At 62.9% G+C, this 615-nt stretch carries 1 protein-coding gene; it reads left to right on the top strand.

Annotated features, from left to right (window positions below):
* Nucleotides 1-17 precede the first annotated feature (17 nt).
* A partial coding sequence (locus HMPREF3086_RS02025) for an IS630 family transposase (RefSeq protein WP_141763951.1) occupies nucleotides 18-615 on the top strand: 598 nt, incomplete at its 3' end.

The raw sequence follows: 615 nt of genomic DNA, 5'->3' as shown, positions 1-615 counted from the left end.
GTTTGGGAGAATGGGTCATGCCCAATAACCCGGCTCCGGCTTTGATTCTTCGTGATGGTGACCGCGAGGAGTTGGAGTCGTGGACGCGGTCAACGTCGATCCAATCGGGGTTGGCGATGCGGGCGCGGATCATCCTGCTCGCGGCGGAAGGTCAGGCGAACTCTCGGATCGCTGACCGGGAGCGAACGACGCCGACGACGGTGTGGAAGTGGCGAGGCAGGTATGAGGCGGATGGGATCGCGGGCCTGTTCGACGAACCGCGCTCTGGCCGGCCGAAGCGGATAGATGACCAGAAGATCATCACCACGACGTTGACTCCTCCGCCGAAGAAGTACGGGGTGACGCACTGGTCCTCACGCCTGCTGGCGGATCATCTGAAGATCGGTAACGCCACCGTGGCCAGGGCGTGGCGCAAGTTCGGCGTGCAGCCTTGGCGGGCCGGAACGTTCAAGTTCTCCACCGATCCCGAACTGGTCGCGAAGGTCACCGACGTGGTGGGGTTGTACTTGGCGCCACCGGACAACGCGATCGTGTTGTGTGTTGACGAGAAGAGTCAGATCCAGGCGCTGGATAGGACCGCGCCGATGCTGCCGATGCGCACCGGCAGCATCGAAA

The sequence above is a fragment of the Dietzia sp. HMSC21D01 genome (assembly GCF_001815995.1).
In the GTDB taxonomy this organism is placed as follows: Bacteria; Actinomycetota; Actinomycetes; order Mycobacteriales; family Mycobacteriaceae; genus Dietzia; species Dietzia cinnamea.
This window is presented reverse-complemented; position numbering and strand designations above follow the sequence as displayed.